The sequence below is a fragment of the Tardiphaga sp. 866_E4_N1_4 genome (genome assembly GCF_052076075.1).
Classification (GTDB): Bacteria; Pseudomonadota; Alphaproteobacteria; order Rhizobiales; family Xanthobacteraceae; genus Tardiphaga; species Tardiphaga robiniae.
Map to the genome: position 1 here is coordinate 5,812,454 of NZ_CP197242.1, position 23,791 is coordinate 5,836,244.

21 protein-coding genes are annotated in these 23,791 nt (G+C 60.2%); 16 read left to right on the top strand and 5 right to left on the bottom strand.

The annotated features are described in order from the left end of the window. The first annotated feature begins 177 nt into the window (after positions 1–177). Positions 178–3,012, top strand: a complete 2,835-nt coding sequence (locus AB8B20_RS28010) for an ATP-binding protein (protein ID WP_441253338.1) — start codon at positions 178–180, stop codon at positions 3,010–3,012. A gap of 642 nt (positions 3,013–3,654) precedes the next feature. Here the strand turns inward: AB8B20_RS28010 and AB8B20_RS28015 are convergent. The 3 genes from AB8B20_RS28015 to AB8B20_RS28025 form a co-directional block, all read right to left on the bottom strand. Next, positions 3,655–3,912 (bottom strand): alpha/beta fold hydrolase, encoded by a 258-nt coding sequence (locus tag AB8B20_RS28015; protein WP_439073840.1) that lies wholly within the window; start codon positions 3,910–3,912, stop codon positions 3,655–3,657. 278 nt (positions 3,913–4,190) lie between these two features. Then, the gene (locus tag AB8B20_RS28020) at positions 4,191–4,628 is read right to left on the bottom strand and encodes an alpha/beta fold hydrolase (protein WP_439073839.1); all 438 of its coding nucleotides are present in this window, start codon (positions 4,626–4,628) and stop codon (positions 4,191–4,193) included. Positions 4,629–4,911: 283 nt separating this feature from the next. After that, a complete protein-coding gene (locus AB8B20_RS28025) occupies positions 4,912–5,154 on the bottom strand; it encodes a hypothetical protein (RefSeq protein WP_439073838.1) in 243 nt (80 codons plus the stop codon). Between the two features lie 598 nt (positions 5,155–5,752). Here AB8B20_RS28025 and AB8B20_RS28030 point away from each other — a divergent pair. From AB8B20_RS28030 to AB8B20_RS28060, 7 genes are all read left to right on the top strand, one after another. Continuing rightward, positions 5,753–7,300 carry an ABC transporter substrate-binding protein gene (locus AB8B20_RS28030; protein ID WP_439073837.1) on the top strand — a complete coding sequence of 516 codons (1,548 nt, stop codon included), beginning with the start codon at positions 5,753–5,755 and terminating at the stop codon, positions 7,298–7,300. A gap of 69 nt (positions 7,301–7,369) precedes the next feature. Next, positions 7,370–8,950, top strand: coding sequence for an ABC transporter substrate-binding protein (locus AB8B20_RS28035; RefSeq protein WP_439073836.1), 1,581 nt, complete (start codon positions 7,370–7,372; stop codon positions 8,948–8,950). Positions 8,951–8,960: 10 nt separating this feature from the next. Continuing rightward, positions 8,961–9,941 (top strand): ABC transporter permease, encoded by a 981-nt coding sequence (locus tag AB8B20_RS28040; RefSeq protein WP_439073835.1) that lies wholly within the window; start codon positions 8,961–8,963, stop codon positions 9,939–9,941. A gap of 2 nt (positions 9,942–9,943) precedes the next feature. After that, on the top strand, positions 9,944–10,825 hold the full coding sequence (locus AB8B20_RS28045; RefSeq protein ID WP_439073834.1) for an ABC transporter permease: 882 nt from the start codon (positions 9,944–9,946) through the stop codon (positions 10,823–10,825). Then, entirely contained in the window at positions 10,825–11,844 is a 1,020-nt protein-coding gene (locus tag AB8B20_RS28050; RefSeq protein ID WP_439073833.1) for an ABC transporter ATP-binding protein, read from the top strand. Before AB8B20_RS28045 ends, AB8B20_RS28050 begins: the two co-directional genes overlap by 1 nt. Further along, a complete protein-coding gene (locus AB8B20_RS28055; protein ID WP_439073832.1) occupies positions 11,804–12,784 on the top strand; it encodes an ABC transporter ATP-binding protein in 981 nt (326 codons plus the stop codon). Before AB8B20_RS28050 ends, AB8B20_RS28055 begins: the two co-directional genes overlap by 41 nt. A 310-nt stretch (positions 12,785–13,094) precedes the next feature. Next, a complete protein-coding gene (locus AB8B20_RS28060; RefSeq protein WP_439074063.1) occupies positions 13,095–13,895 on the top strand; it encodes a MetQ/NlpA family ABC transporter substrate-binding protein in 801 nt (266 codons plus the stop codon). A gap of 74 nt (positions 13,896–13,969) precedes the next feature. Here the strand turns inward: AB8B20_RS28060 and AB8B20_RS28065 are convergent, their stop codons facing one another. After that, on the bottom strand, positions 13,970–15,337 hold the full coding sequence (locus AB8B20_RS28065) for an LLM class flavin-dependent oxidoreductase (RefSeq protein WP_439073831.1): 1,368 nt from the start codon (positions 15,335–15,337) through the stop codon (positions 13,970–13,972). Between the two features lie 423 nt (positions 15,338–15,760). Between AB8B20_RS28065 and AB8B20_RS28070 the strand changes: the two genes are divergently transcribed. The 4 genes from AB8B20_RS28070 to AB8B20_RS28085 all read left to right on the top strand — a co-directional run bounded on the left by AB8B20_RS28070 (position 15,761) and on the right by AB8B20_RS28085 (position 19,037). Next, positions 15,761–16,684, top strand: a complete 924-nt coding sequence (locus tag AB8B20_RS28070; RefSeq protein ID WP_439074062.1) for a sulfurtransferase — start codon at positions 15,761–15,763, stop codon at positions 16,682–16,684. Beyond that, positions 16,681–17,943: a YeeE/YedE family protein gene (locus AB8B20_RS28075; RefSeq protein WP_439073830.1), complete on the top strand. Its 1,263-nt coding sequence runs from the start codon at positions 16,681–16,683 to the stop codon at positions 17,941–17,943. The genes AB8B20_RS28070 and AB8B20_RS28075 overlap by 4 nt, the downstream gene beginning before the upstream one ends. 189 nt (positions 17,944–18,132) lie before the next feature. After that, the gene (locus tag AB8B20_RS28080; RefSeq protein ID WP_439090640.1) at positions 18,133–18,405 is read left to right on the top strand and encodes a hypothetical protein; all 273 of its coding nucleotides are present in this window, start codon (positions 18,133–18,135) and stop codon (positions 18,403–18,405) included. 59 nt (positions 18,406–18,464) lie between these two features. Further along, positions 18,465–19,037, top strand: a complete 573-nt coding sequence (locus AB8B20_RS28085; RefSeq protein WP_439074061.1) for a helix-turn-helix domain-containing protein — start codon at positions 18,465–18,467, stop codon at positions 19,035–19,037. Between the two features lie 73 nt (positions 19,038–19,110). On the opposite strand, the gene AB8B20_RS28090 is transcribed toward AB8B20_RS28085, so the two are convergent. Then, on the bottom strand, positions 19,111–19,443 hold the full coding sequence (locus AB8B20_RS28090) for a hypothetical protein (protein WP_439073828.1): 333 nt from the start codon (positions 19,441–19,443) through the stop codon (positions 19,111–19,113). A 542-nt stretch (positions 19,444–19,985) separates the two neighbouring features. Between AB8B20_RS28090 and AB8B20_RS28095 the strand changes: the two genes are divergently transcribed. Genes AB8B20_RS28095 through AB8B20_RS28110 form a run of 4 tightly spaced genes read left to right on the top strand, consistent with a single transcriptional unit; the run spans position 19,986 to position 23,618 of the window. Continuing rightward, positions 19,986–20,543: a carboxymuconolactone decarboxylase family protein gene (locus AB8B20_RS28095; protein WP_439073827.1), complete on the top strand. Its 558-nt coding sequence runs from the start codon at positions 19,986–19,988 to the stop codon at positions 20,541–20,543. A 19-nt stretch (positions 20,544–20,562) separates the two neighbouring features. Then, the gene (locus AB8B20_RS28100) at positions 20,563–21,651 is read left to right on the top strand and encodes an acyl-CoA dehydrogenase family protein (protein ID WP_439073826.1); all 1,089 of its coding nucleotides are present in this window, start codon (positions 20,563–20,565) and stop codon (positions 21,649–21,651) included. Positions 21,652–21,710: 59 nt separating this feature from the next. Continuing rightward, entirely contained in the window at positions 21,711–22,415 is a 705-nt protein-coding gene (locus tag AB8B20_RS28105) for an ABC transporter ATP-binding protein (RefSeq protein ID WP_439073825.1), read from the top strand. A 15-nt stretch (positions 22,416–22,430) separates the two neighbouring features. Further along, on the top strand, positions 22,431–23,618 hold the full coding sequence (locus AB8B20_RS28110) for an ABC transporter substrate-binding protein (protein ID WP_439073824.1): 1,188 nt from the start codon (positions 22,431–22,433) through the stop codon (positions 23,616–23,618). Positions 23,619–23,791: the final 173 nt, after the last annotated feature.

The following is a 23,791-nucleotide window of genomic DNA, read 5'->3' on the forward strand; positions in this document are numbered from 1 at the left end:
CGCTCTTTATACCGCAGAATAGAATGTCCGATTGATTTGACGCCTGAAATCGATCCCCTTTATAAATTGATCGTCGAATGGCGCGGTTGGATTTCACCTAGTGCACAGAGATTGCTTGCGATGTTGCCGCTCCTGGACGTGCAAACGGGTCGTGATGCCTGAAGCATGCCGATAGCATTGAGCAACGAGATCCTCTCTTTCGGCCCTTTCCGTCTGTCTCCTGCCGAGAGATTGCTAACCAGGCATGACGAGCGCGTCGAGCTCAGCGGACGTGCATACGACATTTTGCTGGTGCTAATTTCGCGTCCTAACGAACTGGTCAGCAAAAGCGATCTGTTGACCGGGGTGTGGCCCGGCATCTCTGTTGAGGAGGGAAGCCTGCGGTTCCATATCGCAAATTTGCGGAAGGCGCTCGGCGATGGAAAGGAGGGAGCGCGCTACATCGCAACCTCCTCCGGGCGCGGTTACACGTTCGTGGCGCAAGTCCATCGATCCCAGGAGCCTGGACCCCAAGTTGGGGCCGATGCCATGGGAGCGGGACGCGGCACTTTTCAGCATGCCAATCTGCCTGCCCGCTACGCGATGGTGGACCGAGAGGACGATATCGAAAAATTGCCGGCGCGAGTTCTTACCGCGCGCTTCGTGACCGTCGTCGGTGCCGGCGGTATCGGCAAGACGACACTGGCGGTCGCGGCAGGCCATCGACTGGCGTCATCATTTGCTGGAGCGGTTCTCTTCGTCGATCTCAGCATGGTGAATGACCCGGCTCTCGTTGGGACGATCCTGGCATCGCTGCTTGGGCTTTCCGTTCAGTCCGAGGATGCAACGCCCGGCATCGTCGCGCATCTGAAAGACAAGTCGCTCTTGCTGATCCTCGATACCTGCGAGCACCTTGCGGCCGCCGTAGCCAGGCTAGCATCGGCCATCTTTTTTGCTGCGCCGAATATCCACATTCTCGCAACCAGCCGCGAGGCGCTGCAGACCGAGGGAGAAACGGTCTACCGGCTGGATCCACTGCCTTGCCCACCCGGGAACGGTGTGCTGACCGCTGATGTCGCGCTGACCTTTCCGGCAATTCAGCTGTTCATCGAGCGCGCGCGAGCGAGCGGAGCGCAACTGGATTTTAGCGACGACGAGGCCGTTGCGGTCGTTGGCATATGTCGCAAGCTTGACGGGCTCGCGCTGGCCATCGAGCTAGCGGCACGACGCGTCAAATTCTATGGTGTGCATCAGACGGCAGCTCTGCTTGGCGAGCGTCTCACCCTGTCCTGGCTCGGACCGAGAAACGCACCGGCGCGCCAGAAAACGTTGCATGCCACAATGGAATGGAGTTACGGGCTGCTTACCGAGATCGAGCGCGCGGTGATGCGGCGAATGGCTGTGTTTGTCGGCGACTTCACGCTCGATGCGGTTATCGCGGTCAGTATCGGTGATATCGCGGAAGCAAGCGTCCTCGATGCTGTAGACAGCCTTGTCGCAAAGTCGATGGTCGCGACACGCCGAAACGGCGCCGCGATGTCGTACCGGTTGCTGGACACGACACGGGCTTTCGCGCGGTCTACCGGGACCACCGAAGCCGACTCGGACCAACTGGCCTTGCGGCACGCCATCTATTGCCGCGACTGGCTGGTCAGGTCCGGTAACGCGTGGTCGGCATTATTGACTGGAGCCGATCGCGCGCCACACTTTTCCGGGATGAACAATGTCCGGGCCGCCCTGGAATGGTGTTTCGGGTTTCGCGGAAACAAAGAGTCTGGCGTCAGGCTCGCAGCCGCGGCGGCTGAGGTGTTCCTGGCGATGTCTTTGCTCCCGGAATGCCATCGCTGGTCGCAAGTGGCCATTCTCGCGCTCGACGCCGCGCTCGTCGGATCCGACGAGGAGATGCGGCTTCAGGCGGGCCTGGGCTTGTCGTCGTCGCAAATGTACGGAGAAAGTGACGTTGTCGATGCAGCTCTGAGCAGGAGCCTGGCGATCGCAGAGGTTAATGGTGATCTCGCCTATCAGGCGGGATTGCTGAACATGCAACATATGTTTCACGGCCGTAGCGGCAACTTCAAAGTCTCTCTCGGCTACGCTCAGCGCTGCCGGGCCATCGCGGAGCAGACCGACGACCTCGCAATCAAAGCTGTCGCCCACGCTGCACTCGGCAGATGTCTTCAGTTCGTTGGCGACCTCGATGGATCGCGAGCGGAACTTGAGGCGCTCGTGCAGATCACGACAGTTTCGCCGACTGGCTCGATTTTCTTGGGTTACGACCCTCACTATCGATCGAGCTTGGCCCTGGGAAGGACTCTTTGGCTACTCGGATATCCGACGCAGGCAATTCACTGGACACGCGAAGCCGTCAGGGCGTCCGAGGCAAGCGGGCATTCGGCAGCATTGGCTTTGGTTTTGGCCGGAGCAGGAACGATCTTTCTCTGGGCTGGAGACCTCACGTCTGCTCAGCAACACATCGATCGTTCTTTTTCATTGGCCGAGACCAACGGCATGGCGCCCTTGATGGCGATTGGACGCTGTCGCCAGGCACAGCTGATGATTCACCGAGGTGAAATTGAAGAGGGGGTAAAGGCACTGCAGGTCGCGCTCGGTCCGATCCATGCGTCTCGCCATGAACTGCTGACAACAGAGTTCAACATCGAGCTGGCGCTTGGGCTTGCGGCGCTTGGACAAGTCGCAAGAGGCTTGGGGTTGATCGATGAAACGATCGTTCGTGTTGACGTCAGCGGTGAATTTTTTCAGATGCCGGAGCTGCTGCGGGCAAGGGGGAGACTTCTCTGCATGCTGCCTGCGCCGCGCCTTGACGAGGCTGAACATAGCCTTCGCGAGGCGTTTGATTTGGCTGATACTCAGAATGCGCGCTCTTGGCAGTTACGTGCTGCAATGGATCTTGCTTCGCTTTCTCAAGAATGGCGTGACAGCGGGAAGCAGTTATTGAAAAAGGTGTTCGCTCTATACACCGAGGGCTTTGAAACAGCTGACGTGCGGACCGCAGCGGCAATGTTAATTGCCTAGGATGGATCGGTCTGGATCACGTGCCGCTCCATCTGAAATTGCAGCTGCAGCTTGTCGACCATGTCCTCTCTGAATGTATCACGGCGTCGGAAGGCGTCATACAAGCGCCTCCCGAGATTTGGTCGCCGGGATCTACGAAGTGCGCGCAACCAGCCTTCTAGGCGGCAGCAGGGTCGCAGCTGCTGAAGCAGGTGCGAATGGCGGGGAGGGCGTCGCGGTGATCAGACAGACCGTGAACAAAACGGTTTTGCGACGTCCTACATGACGTCCTACATGCTCGCCATATGGCAGGTTCGCCTATTGATTTTATTGGGGAAATTGGCTTTTTCGCGTTCCGCGATATCCCTTACGGAGCGCCATCGCTTTAAGAAGCGTCGAAAACTCAAGAACATAGCGCAATCATTGGCTTTCTCTGCTTTCAGGTGGTAGCAGAAAGTGGTCATTTTGATGCGTGCGTTGATGGGTTTGATCAAGGACAATGCCGCGCGATTCCAGCTGCTGGCAGACGTCGCCAAGCTGACATCAACACAGGTCGGCACCTAACAAGGGCGAATATTTCAGTTTCCAGCCATTGTTGGACTGGATCGCCGCGGCGGAGCCGGACCTGCTCGACTGACGCGCAGTTTGGCTGGAGCCTTACCCTCATGAAGCGGATGTGATTTCTAAAAATGCCCTCAGCTCGGCGACAAGAGCTGCGGGCTGTTCCTCGGGGATATAGTGACCACTATCCCGGATGACGCCGCCTCGAATATTTTCAGCCAAGGGTCGCATAGCTTCGAAAATTCCCGGCGCACTACCGGCATCGCCTCCCAACGCCAGCACAGGCACAGCTATTTTCTTTTGAAACAAGCCGCGATTGTAATCCATGTCGCGGATGACGGCGCGATAATAGCCCAGCATTCCGCGCAGGCCACCCAACGAACGCCCGTGCGCTGTATCTTGCCCGGAGAGAGCTTGACCGATCCATCGTCGGAATCGTCACTGTCGAACACCGGGATGTAATCCATCCATAGACGCGAACATATTCGTCGATGTCATCCTTCGAGAAGGTCGCGATCGCGTTTGCGGTTTTCTTGTTGAAGAACCATTCGATGAGAATACGCTCGCGGTCCCACAAGAGCGCCTCGGGCAGGTCGTCGACCATGTTGAAGAGGAAGTGCCAGCTCTTCCAGTCCGGATCAGCGACATCGATGGAAGGCTTCAACGTGACGCCGGGAATGTTGGCGTCGAGATAAACGACGCCGTTCAGTTCGCTCGCAAATTCGTGCGCATAAGGATATCCGATCCAGGATCCGATATCGTGTCCGACGAAATAATGGCGTCCAATTACCTATGGTCTTGAGGAAGCCGTTGATTCGTTTGGCTGCTGTCGCTGTGTCGTAGCCATCCAGCGGCTTGTCGCTATCGCCCTGGCCCGGGAGGTCGAGCGCGATCACGTCATAGGCATCGGTGAGCAGAGGAATAACGCGTCGCCACGCGTAGACACTTTGCGGAAAGCCGGCGATCAAAACGACGGTAGGTCCCTTGCCGCCGCGGATATAATGAAAACGAATACCGTCCGATTTCGCCAGTTTCTGCGGAAGGGGGCGGCCAGCATGATCCAGATAGACAGCCATTGTTCTGTTCTCGGTCGTTTCGCTTCGGAACGTCAGTAACAGCGCTGCGGGCAATGTTGATTCATGTAACCGGGTCTTTGGCAACTCGCTGCGAGATCGCATGCGCTGCGCGCTTTCCTCGAATTGCACGCCGGGATGGTGGTTTGCGCAACCTGCGTTGCCAGACTGACGCTCCAATCACATCGCGGGTGCAATTTCATCGTGGCCAATATTGATGCGCGTGGCCTCTTTGAAGCTGTCGGAGAAATGGCAATCATATGGATGAATCCTGGAGAGCATATGCCTAACTTGATCGCAGTTCCAATTCATCCGCGAAGCGAATACCCAATTTCGATGCCATCGCTTGGATAATACAAACGGATCGTTTGAGCGATCTGGCAATCTTCTGAACGGACAAGCCTCGCTCGGCCAATCCCTTTAGCTTGTGTTTCTCCACAGCCGTCCATTCGCGATAGCCTATTTGTCGCATACTGAACGTGATGGCCGAAGTCGGGGCCGCGCCGCCGCCGGCTTCGAATGTTGTCATCGTCGATGCTCAAGCAGTTGCTCCCAATATTTTCAGGCTGTCGTTTTTTCTCCGCGCCTTCAGTCGCTCCTTCGCGTAACCATCAGCATCGACTCTCCGTCAGAGAACAAGATTTTTGAAGTCCAAAGATCGACGATCGAGAGTTCAACCATTCTCCTCGATACAAGTTCGATGAAGAAAAACTGCGCTGAGAAATCTCAAATGCAGGGCAACGGTATTCCCCCAAAGTGCGAGCCGAAGATTCCGGCGACGGCTGGTACATCGTCGGCGGCCGTGGATCGCGGCGCCTGTTGATCTGCCAAAAGGTGAGCTTGCTTGCGAAGTAGAAAGCTTCTGCAATCGGCCGTGTTGGCGGCGTGATTGTCCTTGGTATCGTGTGCAATTCGAAATTGACGATTGATCGCGGTGGCGTCGATATATCGCGATGTCAAAGAAAACGCCGTTCGTTAGGCAATACGTTGCAGATCGATATCAAGCAGGGGGAAGAATGGTTGCCGCTACGCCACAGAATGATCGTCGTTGGATGGCTCTCCCTCGCTTGATCGCCGATAGATCACGTCGCGTAGTACTCAGTCTGCTTTTCGCAGTTGGTGCGGCGATGCCAGCAGTGAGCTTTGCTCAAACGCCGCAGCCCGGCGGAACGCTAACGGCGATCATTCAACCCGAGCCGGTCATACTCACAGCCGCCATCAACACGGCCGCGCCGACCGGAACGGTCAGCGGCAATATTTTTGATGGACTTGTCGACTACGATACCAATCTCAATCCGCAGCCGGCGCTGGCGGAGAGCTGGGAGACTGCGGCGGATGGATTGTCGCTCACCCTTCGCCTGCGCAAGGGCGTGCTCTGGCATGATGGCAAGTCGTTCACGTCCGCGGATGTGAAGTGGACCTTGGAAAATGTGTGGAAGACGATCCACCCGCGCAATCAGGCGACCTTCGCCAAGGTGAAGCAGGTCGATACCCCCGACGACAACACCGTCGTCTTGAGGCTGAGCGAACCTTCCCCCGCGATCCTCAGTTCGCTGAACAGCAACGGCGCGCAGGTGTTGCCCAAGCACCTGTATGACGGCACCGATATCCTCAACAATCCGAACAACAACAAGCCGGTCGGAACGGGGCCGTTCGTGTTCAAGGAATGGAAGCGCGGTGAGTACATCGTGCTGGAACGGAATCCGAATTACTGGGCCAAGGGAAAGCCGTATCTCGACAAGGTGATCTACAAGGTCGTTCCGGATGCAGCGGCCCGGTCGGCCGGCTTCGAGAAGGGCGAAATCCAGTATGGTTCGCTCAGTCCGGTGCCGCTCAAGGACGCCGAACGGCTCGGCAAGCTGCCCGGCCTCAAGATTGAAACCAGCGGGTATGAATGGTTGTCGCCGTTCCTGTTTCTCGATTTCAATGTCGAACGTGGACCGCTGAAGGAAGCACGCATTCGCCACGCGCTGGCACGCGCGACCGATCGCAAGGCGATTTCCAACGTGGTCTGGTACGGCTTTGCCAAGCCCGCAACCAGCCCCGTTCCCTCAACGCTCGCGGCGTTCCACGATGCGAGCGCCGACAAGGATGCGTTCGACGTCAAATCGGCGGATGCGCTATTGGATGAGGCCGGTTTCAAGCGCAACGCGGATGGCACGCGCTTCTCGCTGTTCATCGACTACATCCCCTATGGCGACGACTTCAAGCGGACCGCGGAATACGTCAAGCAAGCGTTGAAGCGTGTCGGCGTCGACGTCACGATCAGGACGCAGGATACCGCGGCATTTACCAAGCGGATCTATGGCGACCGCGACTTCGATCTTTCGATCGCATGGTTTGCAGCGTTTTCCGATCCGCAGATCGGCGTGACCCGCGCTTACTGGTCGGCATCTGTGGGTAAGAACATCCCGTGGACCAACGGCTCCGGCTACAAGAACGCCGAAGTCGATGACATTATCTCGAAGGTGCAGGGCGAAGCCAGTGCAGAGAAACGCATCGCCCTGTTCAAAGACCTTCAGAAGATCGTTCTGACCGACTTGCCGACGCTGCCGCTCGTGGAATTGAAGTTCTTCACTGTCCAGGCGGCGAATCTCAAGACCTCGGCCATTCGTGGCGATCAGGTTTATGGCAGCTTTCGCGACTTCTGGTTTGACGTTCCGAAGCAGAATTGAGCTGGGGCAACCATCATGAAATTCTTTCAGGCAATCTCTTTCCAAAAGTCATTATACGCACGACTCTCGGTGCTGCTGGCTGCCGCGGCGCTCGTGCCGGCGACGCTGGCATGCGCAGCCGACGGTCCGAAGCACGGCGGAACACTGACGGCCATCGTGCAGCCGGAGCCGGTCACCCTGACGCCCGCATTCAATACGGCAACGCCGACGCAGATCGTTGCGGGAAACATCTTCGATGGCCTGGTTTATTACGACCCGGCGCTGAAGCCGCAGCCATCGCTCGCGACGGATTGGAAAGTTGCGGAGGATGGCCTCACCATCAGCTTCAACTTGCGCAAGGGCGTCAAGTGGCATGATGGCAAGCCGTTCTCGTCCGCGGACGTGAAATGGAGCCTGGAGAACGTCTGGAAGACCATTCATCCGCGCAACAAGGCCATATTCGAAAACGTCGCTAAGGTCGATACACCTGACGACAATACGATCATCCTTCATTTGTCGAAGCCGTCGTTGCCAATTCTGAGTGTGCTCAACGCCGTCGGCGCACCGATCCTGCCGAAGCATCTGTATGAAGGCACCGACATCCTGAACAATGCGTTCAACAACAAGCCGGTCGGCACGGGGGCATTCGTCTTCAAGGAGTGGAAGAAGGGCGAATACATTCTGCTGGAACGCAATCCGGATTACTGGGAGCCCGCAAAACCCTATCTCGACAAAGTCATCTTCAGGATCATTCCCGACGCGGCGGCGCGCGCAGCGGCGATCGAGAAGGGTGAGGTGCAATATGCGACATTCAATCCGGTGTCGTTCCGCGAGGTCGAGCGCCTTGCCAAGCTGCCGTCGCTAAAGGTCGATACACGCGGCTATGACTGGCTGTCGCCCGTGCTGTATCTCGATTTCAACGTCGAGAACCAGTATCTCAAGGACGTTCGCGTCCGTCAGGCCATCGCATTTGCTCTGGACAAGGAAGCGCTGGGCAAGGTCGTCTGGTATGGTTACGGCAAGCCTGCTGTCAGCCCGGTTCCGACGGCGCTGACGGCGTTTCACGATGCCAGCGTGCCTAAATATCCGTTCGACCTGAAAAAAGCCGAAGCCTTGCTCGACGAAGCCGGCTTCAGGCGCGGGTCTGATGGGGTGCGGTTTACGCTCAATCATGATTTCCTGCCTTACGGTGACGACTATAAGCGAACCGGCGAATATCTGAAGCAGGCGCTGAAGCGTGTGGGTATCGAGATCAACATTCGCGCCCAGGACACCGCAGCTTTCATCAAACGCGTCTATGCCGACCGCGACTTCGACATTTCGAGCTCCTACAACGGCGCTTTCCCCGATCCGCAAATTGGCGTCGTTCGCGAATACTGGTCAGGCTGGCTCGGCAGCAAGACGCCGTGGACGAACGGGTCGGGCTACCGCAATGCTGAGGTCGATGGTCTGATCCAGGCCGCTGCGGTCGAAGGCAATCCGAAAAAGCGTACTGAAGATTTCAATCGCTTCCAGCAGATCGTTCAACGCGATCTGCCGACTTTGCCACTGCTCGAACTGCGCTTCTTCACGCTGCACTCTTCGGCTCTGAAGGACGTCGTGTTGCAGGCGGACCAGTCCTATGGCTCGCTGAAGAATGCCTGGTTCGATCAGGCGCCGGCGCAGAATTGAACGCCCGCGCATGATCCCTGTATCGGCCAGATTTCTCGGGCGGCGAGCCCTGCAACTCGTGATCGTGGTGCTGGGCATTGCTATCACCAATTTCTTCCTGCTGCGGCTAGCGCCGGGTGATGCGGCGCAAGTGCTGGCAGGTGAGGCTGGCTCGGCAACGCCGGAATATCTGGCCGCGCTGCGCAAGCAGTTCGGGCTCGATCAACCGCTGCCGGTGCAGTTCGCGCTCTATCTGCGCAACCTGCTGTCGCTCAATCTCGGCTTCTCGTTCCGTCAGGGCTTGCCCGTACTGGAATTGATCACCCAGCGGCTCCCGGCAACGCTGTTGCTGATGGGTACGTCGATCACGTTCGCATTGCTGGTCGGTTCGGCGATGGGGATCGCCGCCGCGCGCCGCGCGGGCAGGGCGACCGATACCGTGATCTCCAGCATCGCGCTGTTGTTCTATGCAACGCCCGTGTTCTGGACCGGGATCATGTTGATCGTGGTCTTCTCGGTGTGGCTTGACTGGCTACCGGTCGGCGGCATGACCAGCATCGAGCGTGGCTATACCGACCTGGCTTATCTGAAAGATGTCGCGGCACATCTGGTACTTCCTGCAACCACGCTGGGGCTGTTCTTTCTGGCTGTCTATACGCGGTTGATGCGCGCGGCGATGAGCGACGTGCAGCGGCAGGACTTTGTCAGGACTGCCGTCGCCAAAGGCCTTCGTCCGGGGCGGATCGCCTATCGTCATGTTGTACGAAACGCGTTGCTGCCTGTTCTCACCATGCTCGGCGTGCAGGTCGGCGCCGTGCTTGGCGGCGCTGTGCTGGTTGAAACCGTGTTTTCGTGGCCCGGGCTGGGGCGGCTCGCTTTTGAAGCGCTGTTTCAGCGCGACCTCAATCTGCTTCTCGGCATACTGCTGTGCAGTTCGGTCGTGGTGGTGTTGGCGAATGCGGCGATCGACTTCCTGTATACCGTGCTCGACCCGCGCATCGAGCTCAGCTGACCATGGCCCTCGTCGATATCGTTGCGCATATCCCGCCGGCGCGCATCGCGCAGGATAACGCGTTCTTCCGGACCGCAAGACAGCCGTCGGCGGTTGTAGGCGTATTGCTACTCGGGTTCGTCGTGGCCATGGCACTGCTCGCCAATCAGATTTTCCCTGGCGATCCCCTGGATTTTGTCGGTCAGCCATTCCTGCGTCCCGGCCAAGATTCCAGCTTTCCGCTCGGGACCGATATGCTGGGGCGCGATCTGGCGTCGGGGATCTTTCACGGCGCGCGCGTCTCGCTTCTGATTGGCGCGGTGGCGACCGCCATGTCGCTGGTGATTGGGGTCGGTGTCGGCGCCTTCGCAGGATATTACGGCGGCAAGATCGATGCGTCGCTGATGCGGCTGACGGAGTTCTTTCAGACGATTCCGCCGTTTCTGTTCGCCGTGACCATCGTCGCCATCCTGCAGCCCTCCATCACGACCATTGTCGGAGCGATCGGCGTCACAGCGTGGCCGAGCCTGGCACGGCTGGTGCGCGCCGAATTCCTTAAACTGCGTCACGGCGACATGGTGCAGGCGGAGATCGCGCTCGGTGCGTCCGACATGCGCATTATCTTCCACCATCTGCTGCCCAACACGCTGGCGCCGATCATCGTCTCGGCATCGGTCATGGTCGCGACGGCCATCCTGACCGAATCCAGTCTGGCGTTTCTCGGTCTCGGCGATCCGAACGTGGTGAGTTGGGGTGGCATGGTCGGCGCCGGGCGCGAAGTGCTGCGGTCGGATTGGTACATCGCAACGCTGCCGGGCGTGGCGATCGTCGTTGCGGTGCTCGCGCTCAATCTGCTGGGGGATGGCCTCAATGACGCCGTCGACCCGAAACAGGAGCGCCGGTGATGGGCGAGCCAGTACTGTCCGTCGATGGGCTGAGTGTCAGGTTCGACCGCAAGGGCGGCGCGCTGACCGCCGTGGACGGTCTCAGCTTCGACATCTCTGCGGGAGAGACGCTGGCCATCGTAGGCGAATCCGGCTGCGGAAAGTCGCTCACCGCTCTTGCATTGCTCGGCCTTGTGGCGGCGCCCGGCCGCATCGAGGGCCGCTCTGTGAAGCTGCAGGGGCGCGACATTCTTGGCCTTGAAGGCGAGGCATTGCGCCGGCTGCGTGGCAACCGGATCGCGATGATCTTCCAGGAACCGATGACGGCGCTCAATCCGGTGCTGACCATCGGCGAGCAGATCATCGAGGCCATCACGGCACATGAGGACATTTCGCACCAGAAGGCCTGGGATCGCGCAGTCTCATTGCTCGATCGGGTACGGATTTCCGATCCACGTCGCCGCGTGAACGACTATCCGCATCATCTCTCCGGCGGCATGCGACAGCGGATCATGATCGCCATCGCTCTCGCCTGCAATCCGGCGCTGCTGGTGGCCGACGAGCCGACCACGGCGCTCGACGTCACCATTCAATCGCAGATCCTGGAGTTGCTAGATCAGATCAAACGCGAGTCCGGAACCGCCATTCTGTTGATCACGCACGATCTCGGTGTTGTCTCGGAATATTCCGATCGCGTGCTGGTGATGTATGCGGGCCGCAAGGTCGAGGAGCGCACTACCCGTGATCTTCTGAAGTCGCCGCTGCATCCCTATACGCGCGGATTGATCGCAGCGCGGCCGGGGCGCCATCACGTCAACGGCCTTCGTACCCGACTGAGCGAAATCCCGGGCATGGTGCCTTCGCTGGCCGAGATGCCGCATGGATGCGCCTTTGCCGCGCGATGCTCGTTTGTGGTCGACGCCTGCCGGATCGCGCGGCCGCCGCTGATACCCGTTGGGGCAGATGGCGCCGTAGCCTGTTTGAGAATTGAGGAAGCCCGTGCATCAGAACACGCAGCCGCTCGTTGCGACGCATATTGAGCCACTGCTCACGGTGAACGATCTCGTCGTGCGCTTTGCTTCGTCGCGCGGAACCGTGCACGCGGTTGACGGCGTCTCGTTGTCGATCAAGCCCGGTGAAACGCTTGGTCTCGTTGGGGAATCCGGCTGTGGGAAATCCACGCTCGGCCGGGCGATTGCGCGGCTGGTCGAGCCGCAAAGCGGCAGTGTTCGTCTGGGCGGCGTCGATCTGACGCGCCTGACACGGAGCGGCATGCGGCCCTATAGACGCGATATCCAGGTCGTATTCCAGGATCCGCTGGCCTCGCTCGATCCGCGCTGTACCGTCGGAATGCTGATCGGTGAACCGCTGAGGATTCATGGCATCGGCGATCGGCGACAGCGCCGTGACCGGATCGCCGATCTGCTTTCAAAAGTGGGACTTTCCGCGGATTCCGCCGACCGTTACCCGCATCAGTTCTCGGGTGGACAGCGGCAACGGATCGGCATTGCCCGCGCGCTGGCGCTTGATCCACGACTAATCATCCTGGATGAACCGGTCTCTGCGCTCGACGTGTCCGTGCAGGCCCAGATCCTGAACCTGCTGGTCGATCTGCAGTCCAAACTCGGCGTGGCGTATCTCTTCATTAGCCACGACCTGTCCGTGGTCGAATATGTCAGCGATCGCGTCGCGGTCATGTATCTCGGACGTATCGTGGAGACATCGACCCGGGAGAAATTGTGGTCAAGCCCCGCGCATCCCTACACGCGAGCGCTGTTTGACTCGATCCCGCGCATTGATACCGGCGATCTCGGTCGGCGGCGGCATATGGTGCAGGGCGATCTACCGAGTGCCTATAATCCGCCTGAAGGATGTTACTTCCATACCAGGTGTCCGCGCGCAGAAGAGTTCTGTGCTGTGGAAAGCCCAATCCTTCGCACCGTGGCAGACAGCCACGTAGCGGCGTGCCATTTCGCTTGAATGCGCGGGCGCGCCACCGTCGGTGCTGTTGGTGCGAACGAAATCTGCGGCGCATCGATAACTCCGTCGCGATCGACGATGCGATCCTGGCGCCGGGCGGTTGGCTGCCACTGTATTTATGCTGCATCTCCCCTTGATCGCAGCAAGGTCTCATCCAAACCGGGCTAACAAAAGAATTCCGTCAGCTCGGGAGAAATTCATAATCGTTAGCGTGGCGGCGCAGCGAAAGTTGCCCGCCGCCGTCATCGTCATCTCGCACACTGACATAAGGGACTCGTCAATGAAATCGGCTCACGTATTGCGGCTGGCCATGCTCGCTCGCACCGGCGGGGTGGCCGCATTCCTGTTCGCCGCTATTGCAGTAGATCTTCCGGTCGCAAATGCACAAGAGCCAACGACCATTCGCGTGGGTGTCACGGCCGGCCCACATGCGGAAGTGCTCGACGCAGTCAAGAAGGTGGCCGCCGAGCGCGGGTTCGACATCAAGGTCGTCGAATTCACGGACTATGTGTTCCCGAACCAAGCCCTGGCCAACAAGGACCTTGAGGCCAATTCGTTTCAGCACGAGCCTTATCTGAAGAACCAGATCTCCAAGACCGGCTGGAAGCTCGCGAAGGTTGCCTACACCACGGTTTCTCCGATGGGCTTCTACGCGAAGAAGTACAAGAGCGTTGCCGATGTCCCAAATGGTGCGACGGTTGCGATTCCCAACGACCCGACCAATGGCGCGCGTTCGCTACAGATTCTGGCAGCCAATGGCGTGATCAAGCTTCGTGACCCCACCAGCGTCACTGCAGGGATCGTCGATATCGCGGAGAATCCCAAAAAGCTGAAATTTGTCGAGCTCGATGCCGCGCAGCTGTCGCGGTCGCTGGCAGATGTCGATGTGGCGGCGATCAACAACAACTATGCCGTCCAGGCTGGCCTCGATCCCGTGCGTGACAGCCTGATCAAGGAGCCGCTAGAAAGCCCATGGGTCAATATCATCGCCGTGCGGGAAGAGGACAAAGGCAAGCCATGGGTGGCGAAGCTGGTCGATGCCTATCACTCAGAACCGGTGAAGCAGTTCATCCTGACGCGATTCAAGGGCGCTTATCTGCCGTCGTGGTGATGGAGGTCTGGAGCCGTCACGCCAGCGTGGCGGCTTCGCGACAATTTGCTCAGGCGCGATAGGACAGCTGCCCCTCAGCGGCGAAACTGCGCGCCGGGGTGCGTGCCATGAAGCAGGGCGTTCCGACCGGGGAACAGTTTCTCACGCAGGGTTCCCTGATCGTAGCAAGACTTGTACAGCCCGCGTGACTGCAATTCCGGCACCACCAGATCGACGAATGCCTCAAGCGATTCCGGTGCGACCAGACGGACGAGATTGAAGCCATCGATGTCCGTCTGTTCGGCCCAGTCGGCGAGCTCGTCCGCAACATCCTGCGGTGATCCGACGACGAAAGGAGCCCGCGCACCGATCGCGCTCAGGCTGGCGAGATCGCCGACGCGCAGCGGCGTTTCGCTGCGCAGCGTGAGGTTCTCGACCATCGACTGGATCGCGTTGCTCTCGACATATTGCAGCGCCTGATCCGGGCTGTAGGTCGAGAAATCGATACCGGTCCAGCCCGAGAGCAGCGCAAGCTGCCCTTTCTGGTCGACATAGCGGCTGTATTCCGCATGAAGATCATTCGCCTCCGCACGGGTCGGCGCAACGATCACGGTCAGACCGGCGAACAGCCGGATGTCGTAGGGATCGCGGCCAAAGTCCTTTGTGGCCGTCCGGATGTCGCGCACGGCCTTGGCGAGGATCGGCTTGGTCTGGCCGTTGAGAAAGATCGCCTCGGCATGTCTGGCGGCGAAGGCGCGCCCGCGCTTCGAGGCGCCAGCCTGATACAGCAATGGCGTGCGTTGCGGGGAGGGCTCGGAGAGGTGAATGCCATCGACGCGGTAATGCGGACCGTCGTGGCGGATGGCGTGAACCTTCGTTGGATCGGTGAACGTGCCGGTGGCACGATCGCGACGCACGGCGTCCTGCTCCCAGCTGCCTTCCCATAATTTGTAGGCAGCCGTGAGGAAGTCTTCGGCGACATCATAACGGTCGTCATGGGCACGGCCGGCCGCAAAGCCCATGCCGCGCGCGCCACTGTCGAGATAGCCGGTGACGATATTCCAGCCGATCCGTCCGCGGGTCAGGTGGTCTAGCGTCGAAAATCGCCGCGCGAATTGGTAGGGATGCTCCAGCGACATATTGGACGTGATGCCGAAGCCGAGGTGCTTGGTGACCAGCGCCATGGCCGAGACCAGAAGCGTGGGGTCCGCATTCGGCAATTGCACGCCGTGCGACACGGCTGTGTCCGGGCTGTCACCGAACACGTCATAAACACCGAACACGTCAGCCAGAAAGATGCCGTCGAACAACCCGCGTTCGGCGATCTGCGCGTAGTCGATCCAGTAATCCAGATTGTTGTAATCGATGGATGCATCGCGCGGGTGAGACCAGAGCCCGGCCCAGTTATGGCTAGGCGCGGTCATGTTGAAGGCATTGAAGCGAAGCTGTCGGCGGGTGGTCATGGGAGTCCTGGTTGGAAGGCAAGCGACGCGCGGATGTAGAGCTTGAGGGGCGCTATCGCAAGACTAGCCGTCAAATACAGTCGGAATGAGGGCCGCGGTCTGCTCCCTCCTCACTGGTCGCGCTATCCTGCAGTGCTTCTCAGACGGTGGGTTTGTCGCTGCGAATGCTCGTAACGAGCGCATATCACCTGCGACAGGTTGCCACGACCGGAAGGACATTCCGGGTGAGCGAGCTCGCACATTCGATCCATTCGGCGATTCCGACATTTGCGAGAAGGTCATTTTTGACTGCGTCAGGCGGTCAATTGACGCGCTGCTGGTGCAGTGAGGAGATGCACTCGGGAAATTTGTCGGCCGGGGGCGACGTTCGGCAACTGATATTCAGCCCTGTGCTCTGCCCATTGATGGAGAATGATTGTGAAACTGAAATCGATTATCGCAACGACGCTGGCCGTGGGCCTTGGCGCCGTCGCACTGGCGACAGCGTCATTCGCGCAGGGTAGCAGCCCGCTGGTCAACGGTGAATGGCTCGAGAAGAATCTGAACGATCCGAAGGTTCGCGTCGTCGAAGTTAGCGTCGAGCCGGGCATCTATGAGCGCGGCCATATCCCCGGCGCCCTGAATGTGGTGTGGCACACGGACCTCGTCGATACGGTGACCCGTGATATCGCCTCAAAGGAGAAGTTCCAGGAACTGACGCGCAAGCTGGGCGTCGATCAAGACACCACCGTCGTTCTCTACGGTGACAACAACAACTGGTTCGCAGCCTGGGGTGCCTGGGTGTTTGATGTCTATGGCGTCAAGAACGTCAAGCTACTCGATGGCGGCCGCAAGAAGTGGGAGGCCGACAAGCGTCCGCTGGATACGCGCAATGCATCGGTACAGCCGGGCAAGCTGACGGTCTCCGAGCCGAACCAGAAGCTGCGTGCGCGCCTCGCCGATATTCGCGCGGCATCCGACAGTAAGAATGCGACAATTGTCGATATCCGCTCTGCCGATGAGTATTCCGGCAAGATCTTTGCGCCGCCCGGTTCGCAGGAACTAACGGTGCGGGCCGGCCACGTCCCCGGCGCGCTCAACGTGCCATGGGGCCGTGCGGTTAGCGAGGATGGCACCTTCAAATCGGCCGAAGAGCTGAAGAAGCTGTACGCCGCGGCCGGTATCGACGGATCCAAGCCGACCATCGTCTATTGCCGGATCGGCGAGCGATCGAGCCACACCTGGTTCCTGCTCTCGAAGATCCTTGGCTATGACGTCAAGAACTACGACGGCTCGTGGACCGAATATGGCAACTCGGTTGGCGTCCCCGTCGTCAACGTCGCGGGCACGGTCTGGAGCGGCAAGTGACCGACGGCACATCCGTGGAGACCCTCACAGGGTCTTCACATCGCGACGAACAGGCGACGGGCATCGACCCGGCGCCTGCTGCGTTTGCGGACCACAAGGTTTCCGTCACAGTCGCTCTTGCTATTGTGCTGGCAATCGGCGTGTCCGCCTATGTGCTGCACGGGCAGGGCAGTCCGGCGCTCGCCATCTCGCTTCTGTTTGGCGCGGCGTTCGGTATCGTGCTGCAACGCGCGAGGTTCTGCTTCTTCTGCATGTTTCGCGAATGGTTCGATGACCGCGCATCGCAGGGTGTGCTGGGTCTTATCGTTGCACTGGCCGTTGGCTTGGTCGGCACGACGCTGGTGTTCGGTGCATGGCTGCCGGATGCCGGCACTGGGCGGCTGCCGCCGGATGCGTTTATCGGGCCTGTCAGCATCGCGCTGGTAGCTGCAGGCATGGCGTTCGGCGCCGGCATGGCCATCTCCGGTTCCTGCGTCAGCGCGCATCTCTATCGGCTTGGCGAGGGATCGGCCACAGCGCCATTCGCACTCATCGGCGTAATTATCGGCTTCGTGCTGGGCTTTGTCAGCTGGAACACCATCTATCTTGCCGCCGTTGCAGATGCGCCGGTGGTGTGGCTGCCGCGGACGCTCGGCTATGCCGGGCATCTGCTGGTCGCTGGCTTGGTGCTCGGCCTGATCGCCTATGCTGTGACGCGATCGGCTTCGCGGAAGCCAGCTGAGCATGCGCGCGCACGCGACCAAGCGACCGCGATCTTCGTTGATCGCTGGCCCGCATGGATTGGCGGTGCCATCATCGGCGTGCTCGCGACCATGTCGTATCTGCGCGTCGCGCCACTCGGTGTCACGGCCGAGATCGGCAGCCGCGCGCGACAGCTTGCAGGCGCATTGGAACTTGCACCGACACGGCTGCAAGGCCTCGATGGTCTGCGCGGCTGCATCGCCGTCGTCCGCGACGCGCTGCTGTCGCCGAATGGCGCGTTCGTGCTGGGACTGGTCGCCGCATCGCTGGCCGCGGCACTGGTGGCCGGGCAGTTCAAGCCGCAACGTCCGCGGATCGACCACGTCCTGCGCGGTCTAACGGGTGGCGTATTGCTGGGATGGGGCGCGATGACCGGCCTCGGCTGCACCGTCGGCACGTTGTTCTCCGGCATCACCGCCGGTGCGTTGTCGGGTTGGGTATTTGGCGCGTCGCTGTTCACCGGCACGGCGGTCACGCTCTGGAGCGGTCGCCGGCTTCGCCTGTTGCCGCGCGGTTGATGCGCCGCAGCTTTTGGTTGCTGCTAGAAGAAGTCCTTCACAGGCAGCGGCGTGCTGTTGACCTCATAGACACCGATCGCCTGCGCTTTGAAGGTTACCGGGCTATGCGGCCGTCTCGAGGGAGGCATGCTCCACGCCGCGTCGCGCCTAGCATAGCTTGCTGTGCAGCTGCGTCCTCCGACACGTCTGTTGTTTTATTCTCCGGCGGCTTGTTTCGAGCCCCGACATCAATACCATATCGCTCAAGCTGTTGAAGATATGGAAAATTGCGTGACAGATAGTTCAGCAAACGTGATCGATTTCAGCGCCTATCGGGCGCGCAAGACTGCAATTCGCGAGTCGAGCGCTCCGTCGGGGCAAGTCAATTTCTATCAGGGAGCGGTCTACTGGTTCTGGCCGATGATGGTCTGGATGCCAGTCCCGATGGACGCAGCCGCTTTGACAAATCGGGACGCTTTGTGAGCGACGGCAGATTGAGCCCTGTTGCTGACGACCAGCTTCACCATCTAGCTGTGCCCGATATGCCAACGGATCTTCCGGCGATTGTCGGTCGCAATGTGCGGCGCCTGCGAACCCGTCGTGGAGATTCGCTGGAGCGGCTTTCTAAGCAGTCAGGCGTAAGCCGCGCGATGCTCGGCCAAATCGAGACCGGCAAGAGCGTGCCGACGATCGGGCTTTTATGGAAAGTCGCGAATGCGTTGAACGTTCCGTTCGCAAACCTGCTGCATTCCGAGGCGCCGCGTGGATCGGTGGTGTTGCGGCGCTCGGAGGCGAAGCTGCTCACATCGAGCCAGGGGCAGTTCAGTTCGCGCGCTTTGTTTCCTTTTGAGGGAAATCACGGCGTCGAATTCTACGAGCTCAAGATCGCAGCTCTGCATCGCGAGTCGGCGGAGGCGCATGCGCCTGGGACTCGTGAGAATCTGGTGGTCGTTAAGGGCGTGGTTGAACTTACCGTGGGATCGGAGAAGCCGCAGACCTTGGCCGAGGGCGACGCCGTCCTGTTCGAGGCGGACGTGCCGCATGTCTACCGAAATCTCGTCGCGAGCGAGGCCGTGCTCTATCTCGTCATGACCTATGCGGACATCGCGTCGTAGCAACCGGGCCGCAGAAACGAAAATGGCGAGCTGGCAAAGCCAGCCCGCCATGTCTGTCAGTGAAAAGTCGCGATCAGGCCGCGGCCTTCATCGGCATGCACATCATCATCATGCCGCCGCAGTTCATCATCATCGGCATGCCCATCTGCATCATGCTCATCATGTTCTCACAGCACTTCATGAACATGTCCTTCATGGCGGGATCCATCGGTATCATTTCGCAGGTCATGCCGTTGGCGGTCATGGTGCACTTCATCTGGCAGCCCATCATCGGCATGCCACCCATCATCATCGGGTTCATCATGCCGCCCGCCATCATCGGGTTCATCATGTTACCCGACATCATCGGATTCATCATGCCGCCCATCATCATGGGCATCGGCATCATCTGCATTGCTGCGTTCATTGTCGGTCTCCAATTCATTCAGCAGAAACGATCTGTCCTGCCTGCTGTTGGAAGACTAAACGTGCTGATCCAAGGTTCAATTGGAGAATGTCCCGCCGTCGCGCTTTTATCCAAGAAGACGGCTAGACGGCTATCCCAATGGCGAATGTGTCCGTGATATTGGATATTCGATTGCGATAGCAGACGTCGGTATACGTGTAGTCGCGTCCTTCAGCGCGATACGACGATTGGATCGCCCCGTTGATTCGAACTGCTAATCGGGACGACGCAGCTGCGTCTGTGCGTGCAGGATTGATACCTGTACCGGCGCGACGGAGCGCGATGCGATGCGCTTCGATGAGCAGTCGGAATGCTGCGTCAATCGCCGGATTACGGCATGTCTCTTTTCGAAACTTGGCTGACGCGATCAAGACTTCCTCTTTTTCGCCAGCGCCTTTGCATCGCAGGCGAAGTCGCTACAACTGGCGCCAGTTGATGATGATGGATGAGGCATCATTGCCCGGCATCATGTAAGCGGAGCTGCATCTATGTCCCGACTTCCGTTGCTCACCAGCGAGAACGCCCCGGATGCTGCGAAGGCTGGCTTGCAAACCGCGCAGATTAACAACGGCTTTCTTCCCAACCTTGTGCGGTTGCTCGCCAATGCGCCGACAGCGCTGGAAACCTATCAAACGGTATCTGCCATCAATGCGCGGAGCGGTTTGAGCCTGGCCGAGCGCGAGGTTGTGCAGATGACGGCGGCGGTAACGCACGGATGCGGATTCTGCGTCACTGGGCATACGGCTATCGCCTACAAGAAAGCCGGGCTCTCGGAGGCGGTGGTCGAAGCGCTGCGCGACAGCCGAAAGGTTCCCGATGATCGGCTGAATGCCGTCGCCGATTTCACCCGCGCCGTCATCACGAACCGGGGCGCCGTGTCCGATGCAGAAACGGCGGCGTTTCGCGCCGCCGGCTTCACCGATGCCAATGCTCTGGAGGTCGTGCTGGGCGTGAGCCTCGCGACACTGTGCAATTTCGCCAATAATCTCGGACAACCACCGCTTAACGACGAGTTGCGTCCCTACGCCTGGACGAACGCGTCGGCGGCCGCGGCCGAATAGTCCGCTGGGACCAGTGCCGATGGCGCAACTTCCAACCGAACTGAAAAGCTGGATCGAGTCCAACGCCGACGATTTCGATGAGCGCGCGGATGGTGCCGCGAGTATTCTGCCGCGCCTCGCGGACGCGGATGTGCTGCGCATCGGCGTGCCGCGCGCGCAAGGCGGCCTGGGCGGACACATCAACGATGCCGTCGGAGCGATCGCCGCTATATCCAGCCATTCTCTGGCAGCGGGTTTCGTGTTCTGGGGGCATCGGACATTCATCGAATATCTGCTGCAGAGTCCCAATGAAAGGCTGCGGGACAGACTGCTGCCGGACCTGCTGTCGGGGCGCCGCGCTGGCGCAACCGGGCTCTCGAACGCGATGAAGTTCTTGTCGGGCGTCGAGGCGCTTCAGATCAAGGCCGCGGCACAGGACGGCGTGCGCACCGTTACCGGCAAGCTGCCATGGGTGACCAATCTGCGTGCGGCGGGCTTCGACGTCGCGGCAGCAGTGCAGGGCGAAGGCGGATCGACGTCGTTCGTCGCCAGTCTGTCGTCGGACAGCGCGGGAGTGAAGCGCTCGCCGGATCTGGCATTGATGGGAATGCGCGCCAGCAGCACGGCCGCTGTCGATCTCGACGGCGTTCGGGTCAACGACGACGATATCATCCATCCCGATGCCGGGGTGTGGCTGCCGCAGGTACGCCCGGCATTTCTCGGTCTGCAATGCGCCATGTCGATCGGTATTGCGAGGCGTTCGCTGGCGGAGACTGAGCTTAGGCTCAACAAGAATCGCGACGTGCTTGCAGCCGAGGTCGACGCATTGTCGCGCGATCTCGACGTTGCGGAAGGGCAACTGGCGGCAGGATTGCTCGATGCACGCTTCATCGCGGCGCCAGCTCCGCTTTTCCGGATTCGGCTGCAACTCGCTGCCATCGTCTCAGGGGCCGTGCAGCTCGAGCTCGCCGCGTCCGGCGGCGAGGCCTATCTGTCGGAGCCCGGCCGGTCGTTCCAGCGTCGCCAGCGCGAGGCAGCCTTTGTGCCGATCATCACGCCGAGCTTGGTGCAGCTCAAGACGGTGCTACGCGAACACGAGCGGCGTCAAGCGATCGTCGAAACCGCATGACGCAGGCCTTGTTGCAAGCCGCCGATATCGCACTCCGCTATTCGCCGGCGGGCGAACACGTGCTGCATGACTTCAGCCTGTCGCTTCATGCTGGTGAGACCGTCAGTATTCTGGGGCCGAGCGGGGTGGGGAAATCCAGTCTGCTCCGCGTGCTCGCAGGTCTGATGCAGCCGACCGGCGGGACGGTAGAGGTGCGCGGGAGACCGTTAAACGGCGCGCATCCACGCGTCGCGATGGCGTTTCAGGATCCGAGCCTGCTGCCGTGGCTGTCGCTGGAGCGCAACGTCGCTTTCGGTCTCGATTTCAAGCATCAGCCGCAGCTGTCGGCGCCCGAGCGTCGCGCGCGCGTGGATGCCGCCATTGACGAGGTCGGTCTCGGCCATGCCCGCCGCCTTTACCCGGATCAACTGTCCGGCGGCATGGCGCAACGCACAGCGCTCGCCCGCTGCCTTGCGCGCACGCCGGAAATCCTCCTGCTCGATGAACCATTCGGCGCGCTCGACGAGGTCACGCGGGAGGAGATGCAGCATCTGCTGCTTAAAGTCGTTCGCGATCACCAGACGGCGGCCGTCCTCATCACACACGACATCGACGAAGCGCTGCTGCTGTCCGACCGGATCATCCTGCTCGGCGGCGCGCCCGCGCGCCAGGTCGGCGACTGGGTGATCGAGCTACCGAAGCCGCGCGACGAATATGTCGCAGAACTCGGCGCCATCCGGATCGACATTCTTAAGGCCTTGAAAGGCGCATCGCGCCGCAACTGAAATGAGGTAAACCGCATGTCCATGGATCAGTTCTCGCGCCGCGAACTCATCAAACTGTCGGCACTCTTTACTGCCGCGGGCGCGCTTCCGTTGCTGCGTGCTTATGAGGCGACGGCGCAGGAGGCGGATGCGCCGGTACGCATCGGCTATCTCCCGATCACCGATGCTACGCCGCTGCTGGTGGCCCACGGTAAAGGCTATTTCGAAGCCGAAGGCCTCAAGGCCGAGAAGCCGGTGATGCTGCGCAGCTGGGCCCAGGTGCTGGAGGCATTTATCTCCGGTCAGGTCAACGTTGTTCACCTGCTGTCGCCGATGACGGTGTGGGCACGTTTCGGCAGCCAGGCGCCGGCCAAGGTCGTGGCCTGGAATCATACCGGCGGATCCGGCCTCAGTGTCGGGCCGCAGATCAATAGCGTCAAGGAACTCGGTGGCAAGGCCGTCGCCATTCCATTCTGGTATTCGATCCATAATGTGGTTCTACAAACGCTGCTGCGGGAGAACGGTCTGATTCCGGTAAGCAAGCGCACCGGAGTGCCACAAGCCAACGAGGTCAATCTCGTCGTCATGGCGCCGGCGGACATGGTACCCGCGCTCGCGTCCAATCAGATTGCGGGCTTCATCGTCGCCGAGCCCTTCAATGCCACGGCCGAGACGCTGGGGGTCGGCAAGATCCTGCGGTTCACCGGTGACGTCTGGAAGGATCACGCCTGCTGCGTCGTCTTCATGCATGAGCGCGACCTGCAGCAGCGACCGGAATGGTCGCAGAAGGTCGTCAACGCCATGGTCAAGGCGCAACTCTGGACCCGCGAGAACCGCGCCGAGACGGCCGTGCTGTTGTCAAAGGAGGGGGCCCAAAAGTACACGCCGCATACGACCGCAGTGCTCGAGAAGGTCTTGTCGCCGCCCGAGGCCGACAATGCTACCTATCTCAAATCCGGCGCGATCCGGAACGCGGCGTGGCGCGAGCGGCGTATCGATTTCCAGCCCTATCCGTATCCGAGCTATACTGAGGAGTTGGTGCGCCGGTTGAAGGACACGCTGATCGAAGGCGACCGCGCGTTCCTCGACAGGCTCGATCCAGCAACAGCGGCACGGGAGCTGGTCGATGACCGCTTCGTCAAGGCTGCGGTGACCGCAGCAGGCGGCATGGCCGCATTCGGGCTACCGGAATCGTTTACGCGAACGGAAGTCGTCGTCGCGTGACGAGCAGCCTGGAGGCCGACATCGCGCCGGTCCGACACGAAGTTGGTCGTTCAGACGGGGGGCGTCGGCGTCCGTCGGTCTCGGTCACGCGCTCACGTTGGAGCGCGCACCTGTCAACGCTCTTGCTGGGCACCAGCGGGTTGATTGTCCTGATTGTCCTGTGGTGGATCGGG

Excerpts from the sequence above, each read along its gene's own strand:
- AB8B20_RS28110 (WP_439073824.1), top strand. The coding sequence starts at position 22,431 with ATGTCCATGGATCAGTTCTCGCGCCGCGAACTCATCAAACTGTCGGCA.
- AB8B20_RS28030 (WP_439073837.1), top strand. The coding sequence starts at position 5,753 with ATGCCAGCAGTGAGCTTTGCTCAAACGCCGCAGCCCGGCGGAACGCTA.
- AB8B20_RS28100 (WP_439073826.1), top strand. The coding sequence starts at position 20,563 with ATGGCGCAACTTCCAACCGAACTGAAAAGCTGGATCGAGTCCAACGCC.
- AB8B20_RS28065 (WP_439073831.1), bottom strand. The coding sequence starts at position 15,337 with ATGACCACCCGCCGACAGCTTCGCTTCAATGCCTTCAACATGACCGCG.
- AB8B20_RS28085 (WP_439074061.1), top strand. The coding sequence starts at position 18,465 with ATGCCAACGGATCTTCCGGCGATTGTCGGTCGCAATGTGCGGCGCCTG.
- AB8B20_RS28025 (WP_439073838.1), bottom strand. The coding sequence starts at position 5,154 with ATGACAACATTCGAAGCCGGCGGCGGCGCGGCCCCGACTTCGGCCATC.
- AB8B20_RS28050 (WP_439073833.1), top strand. The coding sequence starts at position 10,825 with ATGGGCGAGCCAGTACTGTCCGTCGATGGGCTGAGTGTCAGGTTCGAC.
- AB8B20_RS28015 (WP_439073840.1), bottom strand. The coding sequence starts at position 3,912 with ATGCTGGGCTATTATCGCGCCGTCATCCGCGACATGGATTACAATCGC.
- AB8B20_RS28060 (WP_439074063.1), top strand. The coding sequence starts at position 13,095 with ATGCTCGCTCGCACCGGCGGGGTGGCCGCATTCCTGTTCGCCGCTATT.
- AB8B20_RS28045 (WP_439073834.1), top strand. The coding sequence starts at position 9,944 with ATGGCCCTCGTCGATATCGTTGCGCATATCCCGCCGGCGCGCATCGCG.
- AB8B20_RS28020 (WP_439073839.1), bottom strand. The coding sequence starts at position 4,628 with ATGGCTGTCTATCTGGATCATGCTGGCCGCCCCCTTCCGCAGAAACTG.
- AB8B20_RS28090 (WP_439073828.1), bottom strand. The coding sequence starts at position 19,443 with ATGAACGCAGCAATGCAGATGATGCCGATGCCCATGATGATGGGCGGC.
- AB8B20_RS28040 (WP_439073835.1), top strand. The coding sequence starts at position 8,961 with ATGATCCCTGTATCGGCCAGATTTCTCGGGCGGCGAGCCCTGCAACTC.